This window comes from Patescibacteria group bacterium, from assembly GCA_038063375.1.
Classification (GTDB): domain Bacteria; phylum Patescibacteriota; class Minisyncoccia; order Phycocordibacterales; family JANLHH01; genus JANLHH01.
Genome location: JBBTVG010000020.1, coordinates 1 through 1,243 on the forward strand (window position 1 = coordinate 1; position 1,243 = coordinate 1,243).

The 1,243-nt window shown below is 47.5% G+C and carries 1 protein-coding gene; it reads right to left on the bottom strand.

The features are described from left to right. Positions 1-1,084: GIY-YIG nuclease family protein (locus AAB523_02645; protein ID MEK7556159.1), on the bottom strand; the 1,084-nt coding region annotated here is incomplete at its 3' end. Positions 1,085-1,243 lie beyond the last annotated feature (159 nt).

The following is a 1,243-nucleotide window of genomic DNA, read 5'->3' on the forward strand; positions in this document are numbered from 1 at the left end:
TCACGACCGATACGACCGGGATCCCAAGACCTAAACTCTTGAGCACTTTTTCCGCGCGGTTCTTTTGTGGCTTGCCACCATCAATGACGATCAGGCGCGGGTATGTCCACTCGGGGTGCGCGAATCGGCGTTCCAACACTTCAGCCAAGCTTGCGGTGTCGTTAGCACCCGCCACGGTCTTTATCTTAAATTTTCTGTATTCGCTTTTGTCGGGTTCTCCATCTGAAACCACCGTCATTACACCCACCAGATACTTTCCGCTGATGTGAGCAACATCATATGCTTCTATACGCATCGCGAAGGACGATCCTTTGTTGACCTCTCTTTTGAGAAGCGCGACATCTTGAATATGCTGAAGAGCAAAAAGGGTCTTTTTTGCATTGTGCGCTTTTTCAAATTCCTGTTTTTTTGCATATGCCTTCATCTCACGCAGGAGCTTCTTTATCAATGCGGATTTTTTGCCTTCCAGAAAGAGAGCGAGATTCGTGATCGTCTTTCGGTATGCCTCCTTTGACACTTCTCCCATGCAAACCCCGGGACAGAGCCCTATCTGCCGATTAAAGCACGGCTTTCTACTCCCGGGGATACACGTATCCCGAAACGGAAAGATCTTCCGAATGATTTTCATTGCCTCCCACAAAACGGCACCCTGCGGAAAGGGACCTGCCACATAACGCGCCTTGGGTACTTTTTTCCCTGCGAGTTTCTCCGCGAACAATTCGCGTCCGCGTACCAAAAGAACGCGAGGAAAGTCCTCGTCGGTGATGAGTATATAATTAAAACTTTTATCATCTTTTTCCTTGGTGTTGTATTTTGGCTGATGTTTTTTAATAAGATGCGCTTCCAAAATGAGCGCCTCAAGCACCGAGTCGGTTCTGATCACATGCACAGAGTCGGCATCCGCAACCATTTTGGCAATCTGCAGACCGCGCGAAGCGTGCACGCCATTGGTGAAATAACTTTTCACTCGATTACGAAGCGAGGTCGCCTTGCCGATGTAGAGAATTTTTTTTCGCGGACTGCGAAAAAAATACACACCGGGTGCGTCAGGAAGTTTTTTCTTTGTAATATCTTGATATTTCATGGCTTTTGTGGTAACATTTTACTCCAGAAGTACCCGTTTTACAACAAACCACCAGAAAGGAGAATACGTCATGGGGACGCCGTCATATCCGTTCGAGTGCTTCAAAAAAAAGTACCTGTTCATCATCGTGCAATCCCAACCTCACTTCGACGACGAGTC